Annotated in this window: 19 protein-coding genes; 8 read left to right on the forward strand and 11 right to left on the reverse strand. The window is 34.3% G+C overall.

The window, feature by feature from the left end; translation table 11 throughout:
* Positions 1 to 2 precede the first annotated feature (2 nt).
* Together E0F91_RS04005 and E0F91_RS04010 are read left to right on the forward strand one after the other, a co-directional pair.
* Positions 3 to 374 (forward strand): response regulator transcription factor, encoded by a 372-nt coding sequence (locus E0F91_RS04005; RefSeq protein ID WP_132065065.1) that lies wholly within the window; start codon positions 3 to 5, stop codon positions 372 to 374.
* A gap of 87 nt (positions 375 to 461) precedes the next feature.
* Positions 462 to 1,814 carry a DEAD/DEAH box helicase gene (locus tag E0F91_RS04010; protein ID WP_132065066.1) on the forward strand — a complete coding sequence of 451 codons (1,353 nt, stop codon included), beginning with the start codon at positions 462 to 464 and terminating at the stop codon, positions 1,812 to 1,814.
* 132 nt (positions 1,815 to 1,946) lie between these two features.
* Here E0F91_RS04010 and E0F91_RS04015 read toward each other — a convergent pair whose 3' ends face one another.
* The gene (locus E0F91_RS04015) at positions 1,947 to 3,059 is read right to left on the reverse strand and encodes a lactonase family protein (RefSeq protein ID WP_132065067.1); all 1,113 of its coding nucleotides are present in this window, start codon (positions 3,057 to 3,059) and stop codon (positions 1,947 to 1,949) included.
* A 182-nt stretch (positions 3,060 to 3,241) separates the two neighbouring features.
* On the opposite strand from E0F91_RS04015, the gene E0F91_RS04020 reads away from it, so the two are divergent.
* The 4 genes from E0F91_RS04020 (at position 3,242) to E0F91_RS04035 (ending at position 7,515) form a co-directional block, all read left to right on the forward strand.
* The gene (locus E0F91_RS04020; protein WP_132065068.1) at positions 3,242 to 5,170 is read left to right on the forward strand and encodes a BatA domain-containing protein; all 1,929 of its coding nucleotides are present in this window, start codon (positions 3,242 to 3,244) and stop codon (positions 5,168 to 5,170) included.
* A 31-nt stretch (positions 5,171 to 5,201) separates the two neighbouring features.
* Positions 5,202 to 6,455, forward strand: a complete 1,254-nt coding sequence (locus E0F91_RS04025; protein ID WP_132065069.1) for a dihydroorotase — start codon at positions 5,202 to 5,204, stop codon at positions 6,453 to 6,455.
* 2 nt (positions 6,456 to 6,457) lie between these two features.
* Entirely contained in the window at positions 6,458 to 6,790 is a 333-nt protein-coding gene (locus E0F91_RS04030) for a hypothetical protein (protein ID WP_132065070.1), read from the forward strand.
* A 74-nt stretch (positions 6,791 to 6,864) separates the two neighbouring features.
* Positions 6,865 to 7,515 (forward strand): alpha/beta hydrolase, encoded by a 651-nt coding sequence (locus tag E0F91_RS04035; RefSeq protein ID WP_132065071.1) that lies wholly within the window; start codon positions 6,865 to 6,867, stop codon positions 7,513 to 7,515.
* Between the two features lie 143 nt (positions 7,516 to 7,658).
* Here E0F91_RS04035 and E0F91_RS04040 read toward each other — a convergent pair whose 3' ends face one another.
* Together E0F91_RS04040 and E0F91_RS04045 are read right to left on the reverse strand one after the other, a co-directional pair.
* Positions 7,659 to 8,165, reverse strand: coding sequence for a hypothetical protein (locus E0F91_RS04040; protein WP_132065072.1), 507 nt, complete (start codon positions 8,163 to 8,165; stop codon positions 7,659 to 7,661).
* Positions 8,166 to 8,176: 11 nt separating this feature from the next.
* The gene (locus E0F91_RS04045; protein ID WP_132065073.1) at positions 8,177 to 8,941 is read right to left on the reverse strand and encodes an MBL fold metallo-hydrolase; all 765 of its coding nucleotides are present in this window, start codon (positions 8,939 to 8,941) and stop codon (positions 8,177 to 8,179) included.
* Between the two features lie 94 nt (positions 8,942 to 9,035).
* Between E0F91_RS04045 and E0F91_RS04050 the strand changes: the two genes are divergently transcribed.
* On the forward strand, positions 9,036 to 10,496 hold the full coding sequence (locus tag E0F91_RS04050) for a TonB-dependent receptor (protein WP_132065074.1): 1,461 nt from the start codon (positions 9,036 to 9,038) through the stop codon (positions 10,494 to 10,496).
* A gap of 185 nt (positions 10,497 to 10,681) precedes the next feature.
* On the opposite strand, the gene bcp is transcribed toward E0F91_RS04050, so the two are convergent.
* Positions 10,682 to 11,134, reverse strand: a complete 453-nt coding sequence (bcp, locus tag E0F91_RS04055; protein ID WP_132065075.1) for a thioredoxin-dependent thiol peroxidase — start codon at positions 11,132 to 11,134, stop codon at positions 10,682 to 10,684.
* 326 nt (positions 11,135 to 11,460) lie between these two features.
* Between bcp and E0F91_RS04060 the strand changes: the two genes are divergently transcribed.
* Complete coding sequence (locus tag E0F91_RS04060; RefSeq protein WP_132065076.1) at positions 11,461 to 12,126, forward strand: endonuclease III domain-containing protein; 666 nt, start codon at positions 11,461 to 11,463, stop codon at positions 12,124 to 12,126.
* An 87-nt stretch (positions 12,127 to 12,213) separates the two neighbouring features.
* Here E0F91_RS04060 and E0F91_RS17660 read toward each other — a convergent pair whose 3' ends face one another.
* The 7 genes from E0F91_RS17660 to E0F91_RS04090 all read right to left on the reverse strand — a co-directional run bounded on the left by E0F91_RS17660 (position 12,214) and on the right by E0F91_RS04090 (position 21,297).
* Positions 12,214 to 12,357, reverse strand: a complete 144-nt coding sequence (locus E0F91_RS17660; RefSeq protein ID WP_165930086.1) for a hypothetical protein — start codon at positions 12,355 to 12,357, stop codon at positions 12,214 to 12,216.
* A gap of 52 nt (positions 12,358 to 12,409) precedes the next feature.
* Positions 12,410 to 12,994 carry an RNA polymerase sigma factor gene (locus tag E0F91_RS04065; protein ID WP_132065077.1) on the reverse strand — a complete coding sequence of 195 codons (585 nt, stop codon included), beginning with the start codon at positions 12,992 to 12,994 and terminating at the stop codon, positions 12,410 to 12,412.
* 344 nt (positions 12,995 to 13,338) lie between these two features.
* Complete coding sequence (locus E0F91_RS04070; protein WP_132065078.1) at positions 13,339 to 14,094, reverse strand: glycoside hydrolase family 16 protein; 756 nt, start codon at positions 14,092 to 14,094, stop codon at positions 13,339 to 13,341.
* 6 nt (positions 14,095 to 14,100) lie between these two features.
* On the reverse strand, positions 14,101 to 16,401 hold the full coding sequence (gene bglX / locus E0F91_RS04075; RefSeq protein ID WP_132065079.1) for a beta-glucosidase BglX: 2,301 nt from the start codon (positions 16,399 to 16,401) through the stop codon (positions 14,101 to 14,103).
* Between the two features lie 69 nt (positions 16,402 to 16,470).
* Entirely contained in the window at positions 16,471 to 18,114 is a 1,644-nt protein-coding gene (locus tag E0F91_RS04080) for a family 16 glycosylhydrolase (protein WP_132065080.1), read from the reverse strand.
* A gap of 89 nt (positions 18,115 to 18,203) precedes the next feature.
* Entirely contained in the window at positions 18,204 to 19,799 is a 1,596-nt protein-coding gene (locus E0F91_RS04085) for a PKD domain-containing protein (RefSeq protein ID WP_132065081.1), read from the reverse strand.
* Between the two features lie 19 nt (positions 19,800 to 19,818).
* Complete coding sequence (locus tag E0F91_RS04090; protein ID WP_132065082.1) at positions 19,819 to 21,297, reverse strand: RagB/SusD family nutrient uptake outer membrane protein; 1,479 nt, start codon at positions 21,295 to 21,297, stop codon at positions 19,819 to 19,821.
* Positions 21,298 to 21,302: the final 5 nt, after the last annotated feature.

Here is a 21,302-nt window from a genome sequence, read left to right on the forward strand (position 1 = left end):
CAATGAACAGTGATAAAAAAATTCTAATTATTGAAGATGATGAGTTAATGATTAAAATCCTCACATTCATCTTAAATAAGGAAGGATATCAGTTGATCGTTATTAGAGATGGTCTTAGTGCTACCGAACAATTAGGTACGATTCATCCCAACATGGTAATCACTGACCTACTTCTGCCCTACAAGTCTGGACTTGAAGTAATTAGTCATGTTAAAGAAAATTTTGAAGCAATACCAATAATTGTTTTATCGGCGTTGGGCGAAGAAGAACATTCTGTGAGCGAAGCATTTAAGCTTGGTGCTGATGATTTCATTGCAAAGCCTTTTAATCCTAACGAATTAGTATTACGAGTAAAGCGATTATTACCGCACTAATTGAAATGAAATACTATAAAACCCCTGAGCAATTTTGATTTTGAGCATTACTTTCAAAAAGACTATCTTTGCAAAAAATTTAAGCAAATGACTACTTTTGAGCAATTCAATCTTCCTAAATCCGTACAAAAAGCGATAGACGATCTAGGATTTACAACACCTACTCCTATTCAGGAAAAAACTTTTTCTGTGATAATGTCAGGAAGAGATATGATGGGAATCGCTCAAACGGGTACCGGTAAAACATTTGCTTACCTATTGCCTTTGCTAAAACTATATAAATTTACTCCGGGACATACTCCCAAAATAGTGATTCTGGTTCCTACACGGGAGCTCGTAGTTCAAGTCGCAGAAGAAGTAGAGAAATTGACAAAATACATGTCGGTTCGAACGATTGGAATTTTTGGAGGTGTTAATATCAACACCCAAAAGACAGCCGTTTACAAAGGTTGCGATATTCTTGTAGGTACTCCAGGAAGAATAATGGATTTAACATTGGATAATGTGATTCGTTTTGAAGAAATGCAAAAGCTGGTAATCGATGAGTTTGATGAAATGCTAAATTTAGGTTTCCGTACTCAGCTTACATCAATTTTAGCCATGATGCCGAAAAAACGTCAAAACATTCTGTTTTCGGCAACGATGACAGATGAAGTAGATGCTATTTTGAACGACTATTTTGATTACCCTCAAGAAGTTACACTTTCTGCCTCAGGTACACCATTAGAGAATATCAAACAAACAGCCTATCAAGTTCCTAATTTTAATACCAAAATAAATCTTCTAAAACACCTATTGCAAAACAACGAGGACATGAGTCGTGTTTTAGTATTTGTGAATAATAAGAAGATTTCAGATATGGTTCATGAACGCATCGAGGAAGATTTCGAGGATCAATTTGGAGTAATCCACTCCAATAAATCTCAAAATTATCGTTTGAGTACCATGGCTTCGTTCCAAGAAGGAAACTTGCGTGGTCTAATTACAACGGATATTATGGCAAGAGGTTTGGACATTTCCAATATTACTCATGTTGTTAACTTTGAAATGCCCGAATTACCTGAATTGTATATGCACCGAATAGGTAGAACGGGTCGTGCCGATGCAAAAGGAACCGCAATAAACATGATTGCTCCTCGCGAGGAGGAATATAAAGTAGAAATCGAAGTGCTAATGAATATGGAATTAGCCATCGAATCCTTTCCAGAAACAGTTGAAATTTCTTCAAAATTAATCGAACCTGAAAAAGACAGACAGCCGATTAAATTTATGATGAAAAAACAGAAACTAGACGGAGATGGCGCTTTTCAGGAAAAAAGTAAAAAGAATAAAAAAGTCAATTTGGGTGGACCTGGTGTAACCAAGAAAAAAACGCACGGTTCTGTAAATAGAAACATGCTGAAAACAAGAGATAAAAAGAGAAAAGACAAGAATAAATAGAGATTGGTATTCCGTTTCTTCATGCTGCATTCTTTGTGACCATTGGAAACAAAAATAAAAAGAAGAATAAATAGTATAAAAGGGTTGAAAAATAGAAATTATTTTTCAACCCTTTTTTCTTGAATTATAAGCTTAACTTTTAGTAAAAACCAAGCAAACCGGCGAACATAAAGCAATCTTTTTACCAGTATCTGTTAGTGCTCCCGTCGTTTTATTTCTTTTAAAAATTACTACATCATTGGTATATTGATGTGCTACCAGAAGAAAATTCCCGGTTGGATCTATTGCAAAATTTCTAGGTCCTATTCCTAAAGTACTGGTTTGTCCTTTCAATAGTAACTTTCCGTTTTTTAGAATTTTAAAAATTGTAATGCTATTGGCTTCACCACGATTAGAAGCATATAAAAACTTCCCGTCAGGCGAAATATGAATATCCGCAGAACTAAATGTTCCTTTAAAATCTTTAGCTAAAATAGTGGTTTCATCAATCTTTGTTAATATTCCATTGGAGTAACTAAATACCGTTAAGGCACCATCGAGTTCTTGCAATAAATAGACAAATTTACCGTCTTTACTGAATGTCAAATGCCTGGGTCCACTACCCGATTGTACTGAAACACTATCTTTTAATTCTAAAACAGTTTGTTCATCATTAGGATTATAGGCATAGGAATAGACTTTGTCATTCCCTAAATCATTGGACAAAACAAACTTTTTATCCGGGGAAAAATGTACCATATGCACATGAGGACCTTCTTGTCTTTGCGAATTACTTCCTTTTCCATAATGCTGAATTACTTGCTTGGCTGCCCCAAGACTTCCATCATTATTTTTACTAAAAACAGAAATATTTCCGCCAGAATAATTGGCAACAATTACATTTTTATTATCATTTATAATATAACAAGGATCAGCACCCTTAGAGCTTTGCTTGTTGATAAAGTCTAATTTTCCGCTTGATGGATTAAAACTAAAAGCGCTTACTGTACTTTCATTTCCAAATTCATTTACGGAATACACAAAATTATTATCTTTTGAAACCGACAAATAACTTGGATTTATAACCTTTTCAGTAGTACTTTTAAAACTGAAATTTCCTGTGTTTGAATCAAAATCATACACATAAATTCCTTTACTGTCGCAACTTTGAGTGTAAGTTCCTATCAGCAAATTAAATTTATTTTTTTGTGCTTGAGCACTCGAAAAAATAAAAATTAAAAGAACTACAGCAAACGGATTTTTCATATTTTTAGATTTTATTTAAAAGCTAAAATACATATTATATTCATAATGAATGTCAATTGTTTATTCCTTTGAAAAATTAGGACAACTTCATCTAAAACTGTCAACAAATTTGTATTTTTGAATCAGAAAATTCAATGAATCCCGTTGAAAATAAAATCTAGTGAAGTAAACTCAACCTCAGAATGCATTTTAAACATCCCGAAATTTTATACTTTCTGTTCTTGTTGATTGTTCCAGTTTTGGTTCATTTATTTCAATTACGCCGTTTCAAAAAAGAATATTTTACCAATGTTCGTTTCTTAAAAGCACTTTCAATCCAAACCAGAAAAAGCTCCAAAATCAAGAAATGGTTGCTACTCGGCTGTCGTTTATTGCTATTAACTTGTATTATTTTAGCATTTGCGCAACCTTTTTTTGAGTCAAAAGACAGCAAAAATGCCAACAATGAATTGTATATTATTTTAGATAATTCTTTTAGTATGCAAGCCAAAGGTAAAAAAGGGGAATTGCTAAAGAGAGCTATTCAAGAATTACTTGAAGAAACTCCTGAGAATGTAAATTTTTCGTTGATTACCAATTCTGAAAACTATTGGAATACTGATATAAAGACGATTCGCTCTACATTACAAAATCTAAAATACAGCGCCACTCCGTTCCAATTAGACAATATAATGGCCAAAATAAAAGCACATAAATCAGCTTTTAAAAAAGATATCGTTGTCATTACCGATGCCGTAGGTCTTGATCAAAAACAATTAAAAAATAGTGACGCAACTGATTCTCCTTTATTTATAATTCCAAAAGCAGAACAGAAAAACAATGTTTCTATTGACAGCGTTTTTATCAGTAAAACAGTAGAAAATTTCTATGAAATTAGTGTCCAAATATCCGGTTATGGAGATGACTTCAACCCGATTCCAATTTCTTTATACAATGAAAATAAGCTTATTGCCAAAACAATAGTAACTTTAGACAGTAAGAAAAAAACGCTCAATTTCACCATTCCAAAACAAGCTTTTCATGGCTATTTTTCGATAGTTGACAATGGTTTAGCTTATGATAACACGTTGTATTTTAGTATTTCAAAAACCAAGAAAACTAATATCATCAGTATTGGAGAACCGGCAAAAAGCAACTTCCTTTCAAGAATTTACACCAGTAAAGAATTTAATTTTAACAATTATACTTTAAGCGCATTAGATTACAATAAACTGGAAGAACAAGATGCAATTGTTCTCAATGAATTAGATGAAATTCCGCAGGCTTTGGCAACCACTTTGAAATCTTTTGTAGAAAAAGGCGGCAATGTAATTCTGATTCCTTCGGCAATAAGTTCCAGTACCAATATGAATTCATTTGTGTCAATTTTTGGAAACCTGAGATTCAATTCTTTAGAAAATAGAGAAAAGATGATTACGAAAATCAACTTCAATCATCCTATATTCAATAACGTTTTTGAAAATAAAGTGACTAATTTTCAATATCCAAAAACAAAAAGTTCTTTTACTTTAACCAGTTCCAGTCCTGCTGCTTTATCGTATGAAGATCAAAGTGTTTTCTTGACTTCTATCGCCAATTCAGTTTCAGCAGTTGCCATTTTTGCAGCTCCTATAAACATCGAAAATTCAAATTTTCAGCAATCTCCATTAATAGTACCTACCTTTTACAAAATGGCGATGAACTATCAAAATAACGGCGTGAATGCTCTAATAATTGGAAATAACACTCCGCATTTGACGGAAGCCTCGCTAAATAAAGACGCTATTTTAACGGTAAAAGGATTAAATCAAGAATTTATTCCTATCCAACAAATCCTGAATAATAAAGTCAAAATGACTTTCGATGATTATCCGGAACAAGCCGGAAATTTTAGTATTTACAATAAAAAAAAATGGATCGAAAACATAAGTTTCAATTACAATAGAACCGAGAGTGATTTGGCTAAAGCCAACCAAAGTATTTTTTCAGACTATAAAAAAATTGAATCCATACAATCGTTTTTTGATACACTACAAACTGACAGAAGTGATAATCAAATTTGGAAATGGTTTGTTATCTTTGCACTGTTATTTATTTTAACCGAAATGGCAATTATACGATTCGTAAAGTAAATAACGAGGATCCAATACTTAAAAAATCAATATGAACTTAATCCTACGAAGCGCCAAAATTATCGATTCGAAAAGTCCTTTTCACAATAAGACTGTAGATATTTTAATTGTTGATGGTTTTATAAAAAAAATTGGAACATCACTTCCAAATCCAGATAAAGCAGAAGAGATACAACTTGATAATTTACATGTTTCACAAGGCTGGTTTGACAGTAGCGTTTCTCTGGGGGAACCTGGTTTTGAAGACCGAGAAACCATAGCAAATGGACTTACTGTAGCTGCCAAAAGTGGTTTTACGGCAATCGCATTACAACCCAACTCCTTCCCGATTATTGACAATCAGTCCCAAGTAAATTTTGTGTTAAATAAAGCTTTAGGATGTGCAACCCAACTCTATCCTATTGGCGCATTGAGCAAAGAAAGTGCTGGTAAAGACATGGCTGAATTGTATGACATGAAAAAAGCGGGAGCAGTAGCTTTTGGAGATTATAATAAAAGTTTGGATAATGCTAATTTGCTAAAAATAGCCTTACAATACGTTCAGGATTTTGATGGATTGATTCTGGCTTTTTCTCAAGACGAAAATATAAAAGGAAACGGAGTGGCAAATGAAGGTATTGTTTCTACCCGATTAGGCTTGAAAGGGATTCCAAATCTCGCCGAAGAATTACAAATTGCTAGAAATTTATTTCTGTTAGAATATACTGGAGGAAAACTTCACATTCCTACAATTTCGACTAAAAAATCAGTTCAATTAATCAAAGAAGCTAAAGCTAATGGACTAAATGTAACCTGCAGCGTTGCTGTACATCATTTAGTTTTAACCGATGAAAAATTAGAAGGTTTTGATACCAGATATAAAGTTTCACCGCCGCTTAGAACGGAGACGGATAGAAAAGCATTGTTAAAGGGGATAAAAGATGGAACGATTGACGTGATTACCTCCGATCATAACCCAATGGACATTGAGCATAAAAAAATGGAATTTGATGGTGCTAAAAATGGAACCATTGGAATGGAAAGTGCTTTTGGCGCTTTGATGACTGTATTGCCATTAGAAATTGTAATTGAAAAATTGACGTCTGGAAAAACAACTTTTGGTATTGAAATAGAATCAATTAATGAAGGTTCGAAAGCAAATATCACTTTATTCAATCCTGAACCTAAAAGCATTTTTACAAAATCATCTATTTTATCTAAATCTAAAAACTCCGCTTTTCTAGGAACAGAAATGAAAGGAAAAGTATATGGAATTGTGAATCAGGCAAAATTAATTTTAGCATAAAAATGGACAATAATAAAAATTCAGACTCAGGAAAAACAGCTGCTATAACCAGCTATATTTTAGGAATTGGCGTGTTTATAGCCATGTCTATGAATTCCGAGGACAAAAATACGTTTGCTTCCTTCCACATTAGACAAGGACTCGGACTCACATTAACATTCATATCACTAGGATTAATCATCAGCAATTTTGACAGCTTAATGATTTCAGCACCCATGTGGATTTTCGTATTTGTTTTATGGTCTTACGGGATTACAAGCGCCATTAAAGGCGAAACAAAACCTGTTCCTTTGTTAGGGGCTTATTTTCAAAAATGGTTGTCAAACATATCCTAAATTTTAATTTCAAAGATCTTTACCTTTATCACTATTTCAAACTGTGATAAAGATTCTTAAAACAATAAATAAAAATGAATTTATCTTTAGAATATAAAATACGTGAACCCAAAGTAAAATTAGAGAAAAACCCCCTTTTGCTTTTACTTCATGGATACGGTAGCAATGAAGCTGATTTGTTTTCATTTGCAACTGAGCTTCCTGATGAATATTATATTATTTCTGCCCGTGCACCATACGACATGCAATATGGTAGCTATGCGTGGTATGCAATCAATTTTGATGCAGACCAAAACAAATTTTCCGATCATGATCAAGCTAAAGTTTCGAGAGATTTAATTGCGGTATTTATTGATGAATTGATTCAAACCTATCCAATTGACCCTGAAAAAGTAACTTTAATTGGCTTTAGCCAAGGATCGATTTTAAGTTATGCTGTGGCGCTCTCCTATCCAGAAAAGGTACAGAAAGTAGTGGCTATGAGCGGCTATTTGAATTTAGAAATTGTTAGCGATGATTACCTTAAAAACACATTTAATAATTTAAAAATATTTGCTTCACACGGAACTTCAGACCAAGTTATCCCTATAGCATGGGCCAGAAAAACACCCGCAATATTAGAAAATTTAGGAATTGACATTACGTACAAGGAGTATCCAATAGGTCATGGAGTGGCGCCACAAAATTTTTATGATTTTAAAAATTGGCTTATCAATCAGAAGTAGATAATTTTCAATCGCAGTTTCACTCAGTGAACTAACTGCGATTGAAAATCAAAAGAGTAAATAAAACCTGCTTAGATTCCGCGTCAAAGAAAAAATTGTATCAAAGCTTAAAATAAAAGATTTTTTCTCGTTTAATCTATGGACTATTTTTGTTTCTGATATAATAAAGACTGGTTCACTTCAAAAGAAATACTTTCATCCTCATTGACAAAGTATTTCAATAAAACTTCACCCCAAATATCCCCATCACTAAAGTCCGCAATAATCCATCGGTGATTCAAGACTTTTACTTTATTGATGATAAATTTATTCGCACCAATCTGATCTTGTCCTGTAAAAGGATTTCCTTTTGGGTTAGCGTTTAAATCCAATAATTTTTCAGTAACAACAGGAATTAATTTCTCGTATTGAATCCTCTTTTCTGAGCTTCCCGAATCAAAATAATTTTGAGCATTTTCATTTTTTTCTAAAGAAAAATAGTTGGCATCTGCCAATTTAGTGGTCAGTAAATTAATACTGTCCCGTAACTTGGTAGTTGTTTTTTTGTACCTTTCTTGTTCAAATTTGACCTCGCTACCTAAGAAAGAATAAGTAAAAACAGCAAAAAGTACTGCAAGAATAGATAGATAGAGAAACAATGATTTTTTCATTTGTAATAGTATTATAATGTGATTTCTAAATTATCATAGGCTAGGAAAACATTTTTCGGCAGATTTTTTTGCACTTCTTCATGAAATCCCATAATATGACTAATGTGTGTGAGATAGGCCTTTTCTGGCTGTACCAAAGTTATAAAATCTAATGCTTCTTTCAAATTGAAATGCATATCATGCGGCTCTTCTCGTAAAGCATTTATAACCAATACTTTTATGTTTTTTAGCTTAAGAATTTCACTCTTTTCAATCGTTTTTACATCCGTCAAATAAGCAAAATCGTCAATTCTGAAACCAAAAACTTGAAGATTTCCATGCATTACATTCACGGGAATTGCGGTTTTATTTCCAATTGAAAAAGTATTACCATTGATCACTTCGATAGTTTTTATAGACGGAGCTCCAGGATACTTATTGACAGTTTCAAAAACATATTCAAAGCGTTTTTTTAGATTATCAATGACTCTTTGATGTGCATAAATTGGCATTTCCCCTTGTTTAAAATTAAATGGGCGAATATCATCAATTCCTGCCGTGTGATCTGAATGTTCATGGGTAAAAAGAATTCCATCGAGCTTCTGGCAATTAGAGGAAAGCATTTGTTGTCTAAAATCAGGTCCGCAATCGATTACATAGGAATAATTATCCCAGGAAATCCAAACAGAAACACGGAGTCTTTTGTCTTTACTATCAGTACTTTTGCATACGGGATGGTTACTCCCAATAACAGGAATCCCTTGTGATGTACCAGTTCCTAAAAAATATACCTTCAACTTTCTTGATTTTATTTACAAAAATAGGGTTAATTATCTTTCATTAGAAACCTATTTCATTAACTTTGCAAATTATTAGCCATATTAAAAGAAAATGGATACAGAAATAAAATTAAAAGGTGATCGAATCATCGAACAAATCCCTTCAATAAAAGATAAAGCACTACGTATCAATTTAAATGAAAATATCTACGGTACTTTTGCAGAGATTGGAGCTGGACAGGAAACTGTAAGACATTTTTTTAGATCTGGTGGATCGTCTGGAACAATTGCAAAAGCAATGTCAGCTTATGACAAAGACTTTAGTGATGCCGTTTATGGAATTGAGGAAGATGGGCGTTATGTTACTGAAAGCCGACTCAAAAAAATGCTATCGCATGAAGTCAATTTAATAGAAAAACGATTGAGTCGAGAAAAACATCCTAATAAAATGTTTTTTAGTTATGCCAATACTGTTGCCACAATCGACTTTGCTAAACAATTCAAAGGACATGGTTGGGTAGGTATAAGTTATCAAATTGAGCCGGACGAAGACTATAACGAAATTATTCTTCACATTCGCTTTAAAGAAACCGATGTCCGTTTACAACAAGAAACACTTGGAATTCTTGGTGTAAACTTAATTTATGGAGCGTATTACAAATACAATGATCCAAAACGTTTGTTGCGTTATTTATACGATCATTTAGACAAAGATCAACTAGAAATAGATACGATCAACTTCTCAGGGCCTCGATTTGCCGATGTTGATAATCGCTTGATGAGTTTACAACTTGTTAAAAATGGCATGACTGATGCCGTAATGTTTAATCCAGATGGAAAGAACATTCTTCCTGCAGCTATCTTGTACAAAAAAAATATTCTTGCTTTCAGAGGTAGTTTTCGTCCAGTTACAAAAGTGAACATGGACATGTATGAGAAATCATTGAAAATGTTCTTGAATGAAAATAAGGTAAACAAAGAAAATACACTTGTAATTTTTGAAATTACGCTTTCAAACCTGCGTTCCGATGGAGAAATCGACGAAAGAGATTTTATGGATCGAGCGGAGTTACTTTGTTCACTTGGACAAACAGTAATGATTTCGAACTTCCAAGAATACTATAAAGTGGTTGAATATTTTGCTAATTATACTAAGGCCAGAATGGGATTAGCCATGGGTGTGAATAATTTAATAGATATCTTTGACGAAAAATATTACCGCCATTTAAGTGGTGGAATACTTGAAGCTTTTGGTAAATTATTTTACCGCGATATGAAAGTATTCTTGTATCCAATGATTGGCGAAAACGGTGAAATAATTACGTCCGAAAACTTGAAGGTACATCCAAGAATGAAAGAACTATATAAATTCTTTAAATTCAATGGAAAAGTAGTTGATATAAATGATTTTGACCCCTCTATTTTAGAAGTCTTTTCCCGTGAAGTTTTGAACATGATAAACCAGGGAAAAATAGGCTGGGAAACAATGTTGCCGTCTGGTATTGCCGAAATAATAAAAGAACACCAACTCTTTGGCTATGATCCAAATAAAGTTTTGAAAGAAAGTAATTAATACTTCTATTATAATTTAAATACAAAATCCTTGATTGTGCAAACAGTCAAGGATTTTGTATTTAAATGTATTTGCTAACTTAGATCAACAGTAACAAAGATTTATGCTTGTTACTGTCGATCTAAATCTTGAAATATTTAAGAATTAGATTTTAAAACAGATTGTATACTTATACTACTATAGATTTACTTTAATATTTGTGCGGCGTGTTCTTTGGTTTTTACTTTTTCGATAACCTCATCAATAATTCCGTTTTCGTCTATTACAAAAGTGGTTCTATGGATGCCATCGTATTCCTTACCCATAAATTTTTTGGGACCCCAAACCCCAAAAGCCTGAATTACGGATTTATCTTCATCCGCAAGTAAGGGAAAAGGAAATTCATACTTGTCCTTAAACTTGGCTTGTGCTTTGGCTGAATCAGCGCTTACGCCTAACAAAGCATAATTATTAGCTTCAAAACGCTCAAAATTATCTCTTAAATCACAAGCTTCTGCAGTACATCCGGGAGTACTTGCTTTCGGGTAAAAGAAAACTACTAGTTTTTTTCCAGCGTAATCAGCTAATTGATGTGCTTGTCCGTCTTGATCCAAGGCAGAGAAATGAGGAGCTTTATCTCCTTTTTTTAATGTTGTCATAATTTTATTTATTTTTTAAACGCAACGTTCGCAACGTTGCTATTGCTTTTTTAAGACTTAGCTATTTTTACTAATGCTATTTCTATTCATTGAAAGTAACACTCTCAAATGTATCGAATTCCACCTCTATACACTATTTACTGCCCCAGATGGGAATGAAAAGCCCGGACTAAAAAAACTATTTTTTCTTGGTAATAAAGAGCGACCGGTAGGAAGCTCCTTTATGACCTTAGAAAAAAGGTTTTTTGAAGGAGGACTTGCAATGTACAGCTGGATTAGGCACATACTAAAAATTATACTATTTTTACACGTATAAAAATACAAAAATGAATAAGCAAGAACGTGTAACTTTTGTTATAAATACGTTAAAAGAATTATATCCAACGATCCCTATTCCGCTGGATCACAAAGATCCTTATACCTTATTAATTGCCGTTTTGCTATCGGCACAGTGCACGGATGTGCGAGTAAACCAAGTTACCCCTTTGCTTTTTGCCAAGGCAGATAATCCATACGATATGATAAAAATGTCAGTGGAGGAAATTAAAGCAATCATTCGGCCTTGTGGTCTATCGCCAATGAAATCGAAAGGAATTCATGGTTTATCTCATATTCTAATTGACAAACATGGTGGTGAAGTGCCTCAAAGTTTTGAATTTTTGGAAGAATTGCCGGCTGTGGGACATAAAACAGCGAGTGTGGTAATGTCTCAGGCGTTTGGAGTTCCTGCATTTCCTGTTGACACACACATTCATAGATTGATGTACCGCTGGAATTTAACCAATGGAAAAAATGTTATGCAAACGGAGAAAGATGCGAAACGTATTTTTCCTAAAGAAATATGGAATGACCTGCACCTACAGATTATTTGGTACGGGAGAGAATATTCTCCAGCTCGTGGCTGGGATATGGAAAAAGATGTGATTACCAAAACTATTGGTCGCAAAACCGTCCTTGATACTTATCTCAAAAAGCAAAGTAGCAAAAAATAAAAAAATCCCACAGGTTCCATTTGGAATACGGTGGGATTTATAAGTTAGTTACAATTGAAAAATGATTTTTTTTCAATCAAGTGAGTCCTAATTCGATATAATTTCGAAACTTTTATTGTCTATTTTTATTATGCTTAATGCTTTTGAATAGCCTAATAAAAAAGAAATTGTTTCTTTACTTGGTTTCATCGTTTGGGAAACTAATGATTTTTTTGAGTAAGTTTTTGCCATAAAGTAATACCTATTTGTTTTCTATTACAACGCAGCAACTTTCAAGATATTGTTAATTGGTTAAAACAATTTGGTGTTTATCAATTACTTTTCTCAAATTCATTAAAGCGTACCGCATTCTCCCTAAGGCAGTATTAATGCTCACTCCAGTAGACTCTGATATTTCCTTAAAACTCATATCTTGATACATACGCATGACCAATACTTCTTTTTGATCCGCTGGAAGTTCTTCTATTAGTTTTTGTAAATCCATTTGGACTTGATCCGCTATAATTTTATTTTCTATAGTCAACGAATCATCAGACATGATTGAAAAAATAGAAAATTCCTCTGTTTCTCTAAACATCGGCATTTTTTTCGTTTTTCTATAATGATCCACTACTAGATTATGAGAAATGCGCATTACCCACGGTAAGAATTTACCCTCTTCATTATAAGAATTTGATTTCAACGTTTTTATAACCTTGATAAAGGTATCTTGAAAAATATCATTAGTTATATCTCTATCTGGGATTTTAGAATAAATAAATCCGTAGATTTTTGATTCGTGCCTTTTTATTAGTTTAGCTAAGGCATCCTCGTTACCGGCGACATATTCCTTAATTAACGACGCGTCTGGGAGTTGTATATTAACCATAATAATACTTTTTAGTTGTTAATTAAAATTGGAGATTTTTCTCTAAAAAGTAGTTTTCTATTATAGGCTAAAAAGTGTTTAGGTTGTTAAGTTTTCAAATTTAACCAATTATTATTTTAACATGCAAGTAAAATTAATAAAAATTAACATATCAAAAATAAAATTTGTTAAAATTTTTCTTCTTTTTTTCACATTAACAGTACAAATAGTATGCCTTTACTTAAAACAGTAAATTTTATGTCAAGGAATTCTTAAAAATAAAAGAACTAAAATAAGACCTGATTGTTAACTGATTAGAATCAAACCTCATTTTAGTTATACTCTTTTTAGATGATTTTTATCAGTTATTGATAGACTCTAATATAATCCACTGTGAAATCCTGCGGAAGAATTGTATCGTCCACTTCAGGACCACCAAAATTCCCTCCGATGGCCATATTCACAATAATGTAGAACGGCTGATTGAAAGGCCACACTGCCTCTGTCTTATTTTCAGGCGCAAACGTGTAAACTAAAGTCTCATCAACAAAAAAATCAATCTTGTCTTTGGTCCATTCCATCGCATAGACATGAAAACCTTCCTCAATATCATCAAATCTTGTTTTCTTAGTATTAATGGTATTTCCGTGGCTGTCTTGTGTATGCAAAGAAGTAAAAACCATGTTGGGTTCTTTTCCAACATATTCTAAAATATCTATTTCACCGCATTTTGGCCAACCGACTTCACTGATATTGGAACCTAACATCCACAAAGCAGGCCACACCCCTTGACCGACAGGCAACTTTGCTCTGGCTTCAAAACGACCGTATTGAAACTCTTTTTTGCCTTTGGTAGTGATGCGTGTCGATGTATATTTCTCTCCTTCTTTTTTGGCGGTAATGACTAACTGATCTTTAGTAATCTTGTGGTTTTGATTCGTGTACAACTGTCTCTCGTTATTTCCCCAACCACAGTTAGGGCACCCATCACCAAGTTCAAAATTCCAATTCTTTTCGTTTAAGGCTTTACCACTGAAATTTTCTTCCCAAACCAGTTTGCTATTGGTTTGCTGTGCATAGGAAAAATTGACCACAAATAATAATACTATTATTTTTTTCATTTTAGTTTAATTAGAATATTGGAAATCGCCTTCCAATTTAGTTACAGAACTACCTCCGATGAATACTTTAAAATCTCCAACTTCTGCTTCCCATTTCCTGTTGGCAGTGAAATATTCAATTGTTTTTTCATCGATTGTAAATACTACTTTTTTAGTTTCATTAGGCTGTAATTCAATCATCTCAAATCCTTTCAACTCTTTTACTGGACGCGTGATACTTCCTATCAAATCCCTAATATATAATTGAACGACCTCTTTTCCGGCAACTTTTCCCGTATTTTTCAAATTTACTGAAACTTCAATTTTACCATTTTTAGCAAATTTATTAGATGATAATTGTAAATCCGAATATTCAAATTTCGAATAACTTAATCCATGTCCAAAAGGGTACAAAGGCGTGTTCTTTTCATCAATATAATGTGACCAAAATACACTTTCTGGCTCATTCATTACTGGTCTTCCTGTGTTTTTATAATTGTAATAAATAGGAATCTGACCTACATTTCTTGGGAAAGTCATTGGTAATTTTCCGCTTGGATTGTAATCCCCGTATAAAACTTGTGCTATGGCATTTCCACTTTGTGTCCCTAAATGCCAACCTTCAACAATAGCAGGAATATTTTCATCAGCCCAAGGAATTGCTAATGGACGACCATTATTTAAAACCAAAATCACATTAGGATTGACTTTGTAAATTGCTTCTAATAATTCTTGTTGCACACCTGGCAAACCAATATCGGTTCTGCTTCTACCCTCGCCGGACTGCAAACCGTGTTCTCCCAAAACCATAACTACTACATCCGCTTGTTTTGCAGCTGAAATAGCTTCTGCAAATCCACTCTTATCCGTCGTATTGATTTTAGTTTCCCAAATGAATTGCGTTCTTCCCTCGGTTACATCAGCTCCTTTTACATACTTGAGTTGATTTCCTGTGTACTTTTGTAATCCTTCCAGAACAGAAACCGCCGAATTATCATCAGCTGCGATTCTCCAACTTCCCAGCGGACTCGTTTTATCATTTGCCAAAGCACCAATTAATGCAATTTTTTGACCTGATTTTTTAAGAGGCAATAATTCGTTCTCATTTTTCAAGAGTACAATTGACTTTTTGGCCATATCCAGAACTCCTTCTTGAAAATCTGCTTTTCCAACGGTTGCCAATTCGCGATTTTCATCACAGTATTTATAAGGATCGTCAAATAAACCCAATTCGAATTTTACTTTCAAAATACGTCTTGCCGCATCATCAATAACACTTTCTTTGACTTTGCCTTCTTTAACCAATGCTACTAAATGTTCCACATACGCACTGGATTCCATATCCATGTCGGAACCCGCATTAATCGCTATTTCAGCTGCCTGCTTACTGTCTTTCGCATAACCATGTGGAATCATTTCGTTGATAGAACCCCAATCCGAAACTACAAAACCATCAAATTTCCAATCTCTTTTTAAAACTTCTCTTTGCAAGTAGGCATTTCCTGTAGCAGGAATACCATTTAACTCATTAAAAGAATTCATAAATGTTCGAACACCAGCATCAACCGCTGCTTTGAAGGGAGGAAAAATAGTATTTTGCAATACAGTTTCACTTATATCAACGGTATTATAATCTTTCCCGGATTCTGCAAAAGCATAACCTGCAAAATGTTTGGCACAAGCCAAAATAGTATTCGTCGCTGCTAAATCTTCGCCTTGAAAACCTTGTACACGAGCTACGGCAATTTTACTTCCTAGGAAAGGATCCTCGCCGGCGCCTTCCATAACGCGTCCCCAGCGGGCATCTCTTGCTATATCAATCATAGGAGCAAAAGTCCAGTTTAATCCCACTGCAGCTGCTTCTTCAGCAGCTATTGCAGCGGACATTTTCATCGCTTCTAAATCCCAACTTGCCGCCTCGGCTAGCGGAATTGGGCTGATTGTTTTGTATCCGTGAATCACATCAAATCCAAAAATCAGTGGAATCCCTAAGCGGGTTTGTTCTACCGCTATTTTTTGCAACGCTTTTACATCTTTAACTCCTTTAACATTCAGCATCGATCCAACCAAACCTTTTTTTAAGTCCTCGTATTTTTTTGCTGCTTGACCTTCTTTTGGTGTCGGACCTGTGATATCCCAAAAACCATTGTACTGATTGAGTTGCCCCACTTTTTCTTCCAAAGTCATCAGTTGAAGCACAGAATCCACTTTAGTCTCTAAAACATTTTCTTTGGAAAAAGCAACAGGCGATTTCAAGATTTTATTACTGCAACCTGCAACTAGTAGAGCTGCTATAGCAAATGATGCTAACAGGGATTTATTTTTCATCTTTATCCATTTTGTTATATTTAAAAGGCCGAAATAAATTCCGACCCTTTTTTATATTAATTCCTTGTTTTATTGATAAATCCTTACATAATCAATCTCCATTGAAGATTGTGTGAAAGCAGGATCAATAGCTCCACCAAAAGTTCCTCCCATTGCCACATTCAAAATCATGAAAAAATCACTATTAAAAGGTACTGAACTACTGTTGGTAAACGAATGGAATAACTTATCATCTACAAAAAACTGAATCGACGTAGGGCTCCAAATTGTTTTATAAACATGAAATTCTGAAGATGCATTTGCTATTGTAGTTTTTGCCGTGTTTGCATTTCCACCAAAATTCCCCGGATAATGTAGTGAACCATGTATTACATTTTGATCATTTCCTCTGTGCTCCATGAAATCAATTTCACCACAATTTGGCCAGGCATTTGTTTTGTAATCTTGTCCCAAAGACCAAATTGCAGGCCAAGTTCCTCCACCTACTGGCAATTTAGCTCTTACTTCAATTTTACCATAGGTAAATTCATATTTATCCTCTGTCTTTAATCTTGTAGAAGTGTAACCTGTTCCTACCTTTTTAGCAGTAATTTTTAAACTTCCGCCTTGAACAATTACATTATCAGCAGCACTAGTATACGTTTGTGCTTCACCATTCCCCCAACCGCCAGCACCAAGATCATAACCCCATTTTGTAGGATCTGGAGCACCGTCAGTATTGAATTCATCAGAAAATTTCAAAACAGTATAATCAACTGTAGGAGTTGGTGTTACAGCTGCACCTGGAGGCGAAGTGGTAAAAGTATGATACCAAACTAAAAATGGATTTCCAGATTGAATCACGCGTACTACCATTCTATTATCAGTAATTGATAAGATTTCGTAAGAACTAGTTCCAACAAAGTACCCCATAAAACCACCATCTGCGATATTAATTACAGTTCCTCTGGTTTGCGTTGCACTATCTGGATTCTTAGTTACGAAAGATTCGGATTTGCTCAACGTGACTGTTTTTAACCCGCTAGTGTTTAAGTCATAACAAGCATCCTCACCACCGCCTTTGAAAGCACCGTTATAATACGTTTGTCCTTTGTTATCCAATTCAAATTTCATTTGTTGACCAACTATAGAAAAAGTCATTACACTATTGTATAAACAGGTAGCTGATTTTTCATTTGCCACAGCACTGTAAAATGAAGGATAATAATTCTGTGTACCAAAAGTTGGATCTGACCAAGCAACATTTGGACCTACTCCTAAATGTCCTGGCTCAGTTTGCGCCCAATACCATTTTCTGGACGTTCCAGCTGTTAAAAATTGTACCGCTTGTTCATCTTTAAAATCACTAAAAACAGTTACTTCCATAGTCATATTAGTTGCTACTCCTCCGGCTCCAGAAGCGATTACAGTAACTGTGTATGTATTTGTACCTGGTGTAGCAAAAGTGTTTTCCAAAATCCCACTAGGTGAATTCTGAGTAGTGCCATCGCTGAAAATATATTTATACGAAATTGCATTTTCTGCCGTACTGGTAAATTTAACTTTTCCAGAACCATCTCCGTTTGGAAAAGCTGCTGTTTTACCTATTACTTCTGCCGTTACCTGAAGATTGGTTGGTGTATCTAACGCTCCAAAACCTAAATTATCTTCCTGACAATTGACCATCAAAAGAAGGACAAAAACGGATACTAAGTTTGTTATTATTTTTTTCATTTTTTACTATTTTTAAAAATATAATTGTGATACTTGTCGTATATCAATTTATTTTACATTCATAATTAGTTGCTACTATCTCTTTATTATTAATTATGAAAATAAACATTGTCGATATAAACAGTGTTGTTTCCAGATGGCGCTCCAACATAGATTAACTGAGCGATATGAGCACGAGTAGTCAATCCTGTAAAATCACTTAAGGGAATATCTAAACTCACCCAAGTTCCTTTTGCAGGTGCATTAATTGTTATTTCATGCTCTTTGTCATCACCACCACCAAAAGCTCCATTCGCACCAAAATCAACTAATTTTATTTTGATTTGTGTGAAATCTGAAGACCAAACGTCAGTATGAAAATGGGTCATAGCTGTTGCATTTATAGGAGTCGTTGTTGCTTCTATACCAACAAAATCCAAAGCACTGTATTTTTTAGTTGCATTTCCATTGATACTTAAATCAGTTAATGTGGCACTTGACCAAGAAGTTCTCCACGTGTCTACGGCTACATTTGTATAAGCATCACTGAACATAGAAATCACTTTAGAAGCTGCTAAAGTTGGCGTTGGCGCTGCTGTTATTGAACCTGCTTGATTGTAAAAGAAAACATTATCTACATAAACCGTAGTATTTCCTGAAGGCGCTGCTACAAAAATTAATTGTGCTATATGAGAACGAGTAGTCAATCCCGTGAAGTCACTCAAAGGTATATCTAAACTAACCCATTTTTCCTTTTCGGGATTTGAGATTGTGATTTCATGTTCTTTATCATCACCTCCACCAAAAACTCCATTGGCACCAAAATCAACCAATTTAACTTTAAATTCAGTCAATTCTGATGACCAAATATCGGTATGGAAGAAAGTCATTGCTGATGCATTTATAGGAGTTGTAGTCGCTTCAATACCTACAAAATTCAAGGCACTATATTTTTTAGTTTTATTGCCACTGATATCAATATCCTCCAAATTTGCCTGAGACCATGAAGTTCTCCAAGTATCAACAGCAACATTTGTATAACTATCGCTAAACATAGAAATTACATTTGCCGCAGGAATCGTAGGAATAGGTGCTGCAAATAAATTAGTTACGGTAATTGCCTGTGTTTTTTCTGTTGTTGCAAGTCCGCCACTTAAGGCAACCACTCTTACTTGATACGTTCCTGGATTTAAGTAGGTGTGTGTAATCACTTCATCTTCCATAAAATCAACCGGAACTTCATTTGCAACATCACCAAAATACACCTGAAAGAAAGTTTCTAATTCTGCTTTAGCAGTTACATTAATCGAAAGGTTACTGCCTAAAGTTATGGTAGGTTCAAAATTGGTTGGTGCTAAAAAAGAAACCGTTACTTCTTGAATCGCTTCTGTTTTTTTTCCGTTAATAGTTACACCAACAATTTTAGCCTGAAATTTACCCTCAGTATATTTGTGCGTAATAGCCCCACCCGGATTTACATAGACAGGTGTTGTAGTTGCATCACCAAAATAAATTTCGAATTGAGTAACTCCTTCGCCTCTTGGTAAAAAAGTAACATTTCCAGAATTATCCTGCGTAATTGTCGTAAGTGCAGAGATATTGGAAGGAGCGTTAACTCCATCCAAATCCACATCATTATTTTCGTCTGAACATCCTAGAAAGAAGGTTACAGCAAAAACACTTAGTATTAATTTTAACTTTTTCATATTTAGATAATATTAGTTTTTAATATCCTGGATTTTGTGTCCAATTTCCATTTGCAAATTGAATCTCCTCGATAGGAATAGGAAACAATTCATTTTTGTTAGCGGTAAATCCAGTAATTTCCTGTGCTGCTTTTCCTGTACGAACTAAATCGAAGAAACGGTGTCCTTCACCTACCAATTCCACTCTTCTTTCAGCTAAAATAAAGTCAGTCAACGCAGCTCCAGAAGAGGAGATATCATGATTTAAATCTCCAAAAGCACGTCTTCGAACTTGGTTCAAATACCCTCTTGCTTTTGCATCATCAATTCCACCACGATTGAAGGCCTCCGCAGCCATCAAAAGAACATCTGCGTATCGAATCGCTCTGTAATTATTTGGATTGGTTAGATTTAAATCCCCTTGGGCATCAGAACGTCTTTTTCTTGGAATGTATTTTCTATTAAAAAAACCAGTATGTTCGTATCCTTTTCCAAAAGTAGCGCCTGTTGCAGTAGCCCAAGCTTCGATGTCTAAAATTGCCACTGCTTTTCTTCTGTCTCCAGCTTCAAAAGCGTTTACCACTTTCTGAGTTGGTACATTAAAACTAAAACCAGACGTAAATAAATCCCCTGAATAATTTCTTGGTCCACTAAAACCTACTGCTACATTTCCTTCACTGCATTGGAGACAACCAAAACCAGCACCTTCCACATCAGTATACTGCACTTCAAAAACCGATTCTAAACCATTCTCTCCTGCGTTTTCAAATATAGTATTGTAGTCTGAAACTAGAGAATAAGGTGATGCCGTAATTAAACTTTCAAGAGTGGTTGCTGCTTGGGGATATTTATTTTGATATAAATAAGCTTTCCCTAGTAATGCTAAAGCAGCGCCTTTAGTTGCTCTTCCTTTTTGTGCTGCTGTTGCAGATAAATTATTAGAAGCAAAAATTAAATCGGCTTCAATTGAAGCATATACCTCTGAAATAGAAGAGCGAGGAATTACTTTTTCGTCACCAGGATTGAAGCGTGCATCCCCTTTCATAGGAATTCCACCAAACCATTTTACTAATTCAAAATGATAATAAGCCCTAAGAAAACGTGTTTCTGCGAGTACTTGATTTTTGCCTTCAAAATCAGTTTTATCTTTAAATTCTAAAATAAAATTCGTTCTTTGAACACCAGCAAACATCCAATCCCATAAATTTTTAAGATTACTGTTCACGGGAGTATGAATCATTTTGTCAATCTGCTGAAAACCGGGCGTATCAGATTGACTTTCGCCACCGGCCAAGGTATTGTCTGAAGCGATTTCACCTAATAAAGCATTAAGATAAGTAGATTGCAACAAATCATAAGAAGCAATTAAAGCATTGTCATAATCGGATTTTGAGTTAAAATAATTCTCAGAATCAATCGAATATTCAACAGGTCGGTCAACAAAATCATCACTACAAGAAATGGTTACAGTGGAGAGTACAATTGTTGTTATGAGGGTAATAAATAGATACTTTTTCATTTTTA

It is taken from the genome of Flavobacterium sandaracinum (assembly GCF_004349135.1).
In the GTDB taxonomy this organism is placed as follows: Bacteria; Bacteroidota; Bacteroidia; order Flavobacteriales; family Flavobacteriaceae; genus Flavobacterium; species Flavobacterium sandaracinum.